The following is a 7,341-nucleotide window of genomic DNA, read 5'->3' as shown; positions in this document are numbered from 1 at the left end:
CTAATAGTACTCGTAACGGCTAATATAATAACTATCAAAACACCTATATAAAAGGTTAATTTTAACGATACGCCAAAAGATTTTGTTTTTTCTTTCATTTTTTCTCCTAAAATATTTTTATTCATTTAGAAAATTGGTTTTAATATTCTAAATATGAAACACCTAATAATAAAAGAATAAAATGAAGCGAATGTGAAATGTGAGCTAAATGTGCTTGAAAATAAAGTTAATAAATTAATAAAAATTGTTTAAGCAAAAAAGATATAGCTTTAAAAAAACTCTTTAAAGCTTTAATATAAAATACAAAATAATTAAAAACTATTTTAAAATTTGATTTTTATCGCGGCATAAATTTTGCCAATTTGAAGGTTTTAATTTTAAACATTGTTGCAAACTTTCTTTTTCAGCTTGAGTATTTTTCATTCTCTCATAGGTTAAACTTTGTATATACAAAGCCCTTGCTCTATCATCATCAGAAAGTTTTAATTTTAATAAATCAGTTAAAACAGCTAAAGACTTTTCATTTTCATTCACTTTAGCTAAAGTGTCTAGATAAATAAATTCAAGATTTGGACTATAAAGATTAATTCCTTTCAAATTTTGATAATCAATAGCTTTAGGAGCATAAGTAAGAATCGTTGTTTGCATCTTATGATCATCTGCATAAGATAATAAAGTATCATAGGCTTCTACCATATTGAAATTCATTGGAAAAGTCTCTAAAATTTTTAATACACTAATAGCCTTATTATAATCATCCATTTTTAAATAAGACAAAAATTGCAAATAGTAAGCTTTAAAATTCTCCTCATCACTTTTTAAAATTTTTGACTCGGCTATTTCTTTGGCAATTTTTAAAACTTGCCTATACTGCTTATTATCATAAAGCATTGATGCTTTTTTTAATCCAAAAAATATAGGATCTTCATTATAATTTTTATCCGCATAATCCATAGCTTCTTCAACTTTAGAAGTTCTGATAAAACAATCTAACATATGTTTTTTATCATTTATTTTTTGCCCTATTTCATAAGATTTAAATTGTGCAAAAATAGCCGTTGCTTCGATACAATTATCAGATTTTAATTTGCTATTTAAAAGATCAACCGCAGCTTGCTGTAATAATTTTAAAGAATTAGGAAGTTTTCTTTCTTCTATTTGTTTTTTATATCCCAAAATAGCACTAAAATTTCCTTCTTTATAATAAAGCTGCATATCTTTATCTAAAGCTTTATTAACTATATTTTCATCTTTTTGAGCATATTCTTTTATAAGCATAGCATAATGTTTATGTGAAAGTGTAGAATTTTCATCATCCATCACAAAAAACAACTCATCTCTAGCTTTTCTAATCTCATCTAAATATTTACCGTCGTCTAAATACTCATTTAAATATAAATTAATATATTTTTTAGCTTCATTCACTTTTCCTACTCGAGACAAACTTAAAGCTAAGTCTTTTAAAACTTCCTCATATTTTTGACTCACTCTTGACATTTTATTAAAAATATTTTGATAAATATTAGAGCTGATACCGTATTGCTTATTTTGATCAAAAAGTTTGGCAAGATCTAAAGATCTAAATCTATCTTTTCCAAAATACTGCGGATTAGCTTTTAAAATCGTATTTGCGTACTCCATTGCTTTATTTATGTTATTATTTAAAATGCTATCTTTAGCCAAAGCCATCGCCGCTCTAGCAGCTAAATCTAAATTCTTAGTATTTAGATAAATATCTTCATAAATATCCATAGCTTTACTTCTTTCTCTTAAGCTATAAAGATAATCAGCATAATCAAGCTTTGCTAATTGAGAAAAATAATTATTAGGTTGATTATTTAAAATTGACATCATATAATTAATATCAGAATTCTTAGATAAAGCAATGTAAGCTCTTAGCATTATATAAGATACTTCGAAAAAATTTCTATCACTTGTAAAAGTTCGAGTCCAATTTTTAGCATCTGCAATCATTTTTTCTAAAATTTTTCTGTCCCTAAAGCTAGGATCTTGAGTATAAAGTTGATTTTCAGCTCTTAATTTATAAAGAATAAATTCGCTCATAAAAATACTCTTTGCGTAACGCTTTATTGCATTATCAGCATCAATAGCTACTTGTTGATAATTTGCTTTATCATATTCATCTTTAATGCGTAAATAAGTATTAATATCCGTACTTTGAGGAATAACAACGGGATTAGAATTTAAATCAAGTGCTCCTACATAAGGTAAGCTTTCATACGGAAAATTAATACCAAAATTAAGCCCATCATAATCTCTTTTTCTGATTAAATTATCAGTGAAGACAAAAGTAAAGCCCTTGCTTTTATGAGAAGTGGAATTGCTTAATTCTTTATCAATATATATATTTTGAGATAAATCAAACATTCTTGCGTCTGTTTTAGGCAATATAACCATTTTAATTTTTTGAGTTTCTTTGAAAAATTTCAAATCAAATGTTGCAAAATTTTGATTATTTAAAGGAGTATCGACAATACCTGGAATAATACATTCAAAATGTATTTTATTTTCAGTTACAAATTTTTGACAAGTAAAATCTAAATCATTTTGAACATGTAAAACCGCGAAATTTTGCTTATTTTCGCGGCCAGTATTTAAAGTTAATTCAAAAGCAAAAAGAATATAAACATTCAATAAAAGTAAAAATATAATTCTCATAAAATAATTATATTATATTTTTATAAAAATAACACCAAAAATGCTTATTAATACACAAATAGCTAAAACAAAACCTTGTATAAAATTAAATTGCACATAAGAAGCTTCAGAACTACTCTTAACAAAAAGAGCGTGAATAATTACTTTTAAATAAGAATAAAGCATAAATACTGAAGCTAAAGCCATAAATACAGCCAAATACCAATAATCTTCAATAATTAAGGTTTTTAGAACAATAACTTTTCCCCAAAAAGCTCCAAAAGGTGGAATTCCTGCAAGTGAAAGCACACAAAAAGCAAGTGACAAAGCGATTAAAGGTTTTTTGGTCAATAAAGCATTGAGATTTTCAAATGAAGTGAAACGGAAATTACTTAAAATTAAAAACACACCATAATTAGAAAAACTAAACAAGGCCCAATAAATAAATATAGGATTTAAAACCCCTTCTTTAGTATCAAATAAAGGAATACAAGCAGCCAAAACAAAACTAGAATGTACCACAGAACTATAAGCGAACATTTTTTTCACATCTTTTTGACTTAATGCGGCAATTGCAGCGACTAACATAGAAAACACTGCCAATATACTGATAATATTTTCAAATCCAATATGATCAAAAAATCCAAAAAGTCTTAATACTACCACAAACATAGCTATTTTTGGCACTACTGAAATAAAAGCTGCCAAATTTGAATAAGTTGCAAAATATACATCTTTTAACCAAAAATGAAAAGGAGCTAAAGAAAGTTTTACAGCACATAAAACAAAAATCATCACTCCCGCGGTTAAAAGTATAGGATCTTTTTCTAATGCCAATTTTGCATCTAAGTCTAAAGTTCCTGTTTTCATATAAATCAAAGCTGAAGCCATCACGAAAAATCCAGAACCTACAGCAGCAACACTAAAATATTTGATAGCACTTGAAACAGCATTATGAGTTCCACGCATTGCTATAAGAGTATAAAGAGCCAAAGATGATGATTCAAGTCCTATGAAAATTAAAACTAAATTTGAACTCGATACCATGAGCAATAAACTAGAAATCATAAACATAAACAAACTATAAAATTCACCTTTGTTTTCATCTTTTTGCATCAAAAGATATAAAAATGAAAAACATAAAATGATTAAAGAACTATAAAAAGAAAAGATATCATTATTTAAAGTTCCTAAAAATGCCTTTGATGCACCTAAACCAGAAGAAGATACATTACTTAAAATTAAAAAAGTACTAACGATCAAAGATAAAGCACAAGTGCCTATATAAAATGTCCTATGAAATTTTCCAAAAGCCGAGCACAATAAAAGAATAATAGCAATAGCAATTAAAAACAAAAAAGGATAAGATAAGGAGATATTTAAATTACTGATATTATCTAAATCTAACATTGTTTTCTCCTTTAATATGATTTAAAAAATTTATATTTTCTTGATTTATGGCTCTTGTTTTCATTAATTCAACAAGAGAATTAACATTTTTTTCTAGTGGATTTAAGAAAATTTTTGGAGCTAAACCCAAAGAAAAAATTAAAAAAGCTACCATAACAAGAGTAATAATTTCTCTTGTATGCAAAGAAAAACTTTCAAGATTTGTATCTTGTTGCATAAAAAACATTTTTCTAAATACAGCAAGCATATAAATCGCTCCAAGTATGATCACAAATCCCGCTAAAAACGCATAAAGCAAACTTACTTTAGCGATACCTAAAAGAGCTAAAAATTCTCCTACAAAAGATATGGTTAAAGGTAAAGAAATACTCGCTAGCAAAATCAAAGCAAAAAAGATAGTAAATAAAGGCGCCTTGCGTGCTAAGGAATGATAATGTGAAATTTCTAAAGTTCCATATTTTTTATATAAAAGTTCAGCCATTAAAAATAAACTTCCAGTAACTAAACCATGTGCAAACATATAAAATACAGCTCCTGTGATTCCTAAAATATTTAAAGAAAAAATCCCTAAAACCATAACTCCAATATGAGAAATGGAACTATAAGCGATCAATTCTTTTAAATTTGAGGCACGATAGGCAATTAAAGCATTATAAATAATACTTACGATACATAAAGCTGCAATTAAAGGTATAAAATAAACACTCGCATCCGGAAAAAGCGGCAAACAAAAATGCAAAAAACCAAAAGGAGCCATTTTAAAAGCAACTAGCATCATAGAAACTAAAATTGGCGAATTTGCATAAACTTTTGGTGCCCATGTGTGCAATGGAAAAAGAGGTGCTTTAATAGCAAAAGCAATGAAAAATGCTCCAAAAAGTAAAAGTTGTTCATTGAAACTAAATGCGGAGGCATTATTTTTCCAAATTTCTAAATCAAATGTGAAAACATTTAAAAGTTTATAAGTAGCATACGCTTGATAAATTAAGGCTAAGAGCATTAAAATAGAACCGGCAAAGGCATAAATGAAAAATTTAATACCTGGTCTATAATCCTTGCCATAAACACCCATGATATATAGCAAAGGTAAAAGAGAAAATTCCCAAAATACATAAAACAATAAACCATCAAGTGAAGAAAATAACCCCATAATGGCAAATTCTAAAAAGAAAATACAAGAAACAATTGCCTTTTTTTCAATTTTTAAAAATAAAAAACTTAAAAATATCATTAAAGAGCTCAAAAGCATCAAGACTAAAGAAATACTATCTACTCCAACATGATATTCAAATAAATTAGCTATTTTAAAAGGGAGTTTGTATTCAAAATCAACCCCATTAATTCCATCAAAGAAAAATTTAGCATTTAAAGCAAGTATAATTAAACTCGCCAAAACGCTAAAAATCTTTACTCCGCCACGGTTTAAAATAAGAGTAATCAAACCAGCGGCTAGAGGAAATAAAATTAAATAATTTAGCATTTTACACCATCCTTGCCAAAATAAGTAAAATCACAAAACCAGCCACCAAAAATCTAAGCATTAAATTTAAGCTATTTGGCATAATCATTTTTTTAGAAATTAAATTAGCATAAAAAGAAATTTTTTCAACAATTGCATCAAAAATAAAAACATCGCAATGTTTCATAATTGCACATAAACTTTCGTATTTATTTACTATAAATTTATGATAAAAATGTGGTATAAAATAATCATTACTTAAAAGTTTGTGTATTTTGTTTTCTTCTATGCTTGGTTTAAACCAAGAAAATTTATACGCAATGATAGCCAAAAGTATCCCTAAAATTCCTGCTGCACTGGCACAAATCATCACGATATGATCTTGAGCATCTATAAATACAAGCTTAGAGCTGATATATTTAAAAAAGCTGTGTTCAAAAAATCCTGAAACAATTGCCAAAATCATCAAAGGAGTCATGGCTAAAAGTGCTATTTTACTTGCTTCATGTGGGTGTGCATCGTGTCTTGAATTGGTAAAAAATACAAGCATTAAAAGCCTAAAACTATAAAAAGCTGTCATAAAAGCTGCAATTAAAAGCACTAAAAATATTCCATGATTATGAATTATAAAAGAATATCCTAAAATCAAATCTTTTGAGAAAAATCCTGCAAAAGGATAAATTCCTACCAAAGCTAAAGATCCTATAGTCATAAAAATAGCCGTGATTTTTAAAGGTTTAAATAATCCACCCATTTTTTTAATATCTAAGTTATCATTCATAGCATGCATTACGTTTCCAGCACCTAAAAATAATAAAGATTTGAAAAAAGCATGGGTTGCCAAATGAAACAAAGCTATACCATAAGCTCCAAGTCCAGCCGCTACAAACATATATCCAAGTTGAGATAAAGTAGAATACGCTATGATACGTTTTAAATCCCTTGCCACCAAAGCCATAGAAGCGGCAAATATAGCCACAAAAGCTCCAAGAATAGCTATAAAATAAGAAACTTCAGGAACCAAAGAATAAATTTCTCCTGCTCTAATAACCAAATAAACCCCAGCTGTAACCATGGTTGCAGCATGGATTAAAGCTGAAACTGGAGTAGGTCCCGCCATCGCATCAGCAAGCCAAGTATGAAAAGGAAATTGTGCAGATTTTCCCATAGCACCTATAAATAAACAGCTTGCTATTAAAATCAAAGCATTATGATCAAGGTTTTGCACCTTGGAAAAAACTTCATCATAATTTAAAGTTCCCACTTGGATATAAAGCCAAAAAATTCCTAAAAGCATACCCAAATCAGCAATTCTATTCATAATAAAAGCTTCATTAGCCGCAAAAGAATAGGTATTATTTTTATACCAAAAGCCTATTAAAAGCCAAGAACAAAGTCCAACACCTTCCCAACCTACAAAAAGACCTAAAAAGTTATCACTTGTGATTAAAAAAAGCATGGAAAAAACAAAAAGTCCTAAGTAGGCAAAAAATTTGTTAAATCCCTCATCGTGTGCCATATAAAAAATGCTATAAAAATGCACACAAGTAGCCACAATACCAACAACACACATCATTGTAAGTGAGATAGAGTCTATATTAAAACCAAAATTAACCCCTATAAACCATTCAAAAAAACTTATATTGCCGCTAAAATTATTAAAAAGCAAGTACAAAGAACAAAAAGTTCCAATGGCTATAAGTATCCCGCATATATAACCTACAAAAATCTTTCTTTGGCTTAAAGAAAAACAACTTGCAAATAAAAAGGATATAAAAGGACTCAATAGTGAAACTAAAACTAAATTTTGCATA

Annotated in this window: 4 protein-coding genes; all 4 read right to left on the bottom strand. The window is 28.0% G+C overall.

What is annotated here, in order from left to right; all coding sequences use genetic code 11:
• Positions 1-318: 318 nt before the first annotated feature.
• From H2280_RS02950 to nuoL, 4 genes are read right to left on the bottom strand one after another with little or no spacing between them, the layout of a single operon-like run.
• A complete protein-coding gene (locus H2280_RS02950) occupies positions 319-2,679 on the bottom strand; it encodes a DUF7494 domain-containing protein (RefSeq protein WP_337215624.1) in 2,361 nt (786 codons plus the stop codon).
• A 12-nt stretch (positions 2,680-2,691) separates the two neighbouring features.
• On the bottom strand, positions 2,692-4,068 hold the full coding sequence (locus H2280_RS02945; RefSeq protein WP_337195866.1) for an NADH-quinone oxidoreductase subunit N: 1,377 nt from the start codon (positions 4,066-4,068) through the stop codon (positions 2,692-2,694).
• Positions 4,052-5,548: an NADH-quinone oxidoreductase subunit M gene (locus H2280_RS02940; protein WP_337215623.1), complete on the bottom strand. Its 1,497-nt coding sequence runs from the start codon at positions 5,546-5,548 to the stop codon at positions 4,052-4,054. Before H2280_RS02940 ends, H2280_RS02945 begins: the two co-directional genes overlap by 17 nt.
• Before the next feature lies 1 nt (position 5,549).
• Complete coding sequence (gene nuoL / locus H2280_RS02935) at positions 5,550-7,340, bottom strand: NADH-quinone oxidoreductase subunit L (RefSeq protein ID WP_137624009.1); 1,791 nt, start codon at positions 7,338-7,340, stop codon at positions 5,550-5,552.
• Position 7,341 lies beyond the last annotated feature (1 nt).

This window comes from Campylobacter sp. 2457A (assembly GCF_020135895.1).
GTDB classification, from domain to species: domain Bacteria; phylum Campylobacterota; class Campylobacteria; order Campylobacterales; family Campylobacteraceae; genus Campylobacter_D; species Campylobacter_D taeniopygiae.
This window is presented reverse-complemented; position numbering and strand designations above follow the sequence as displayed.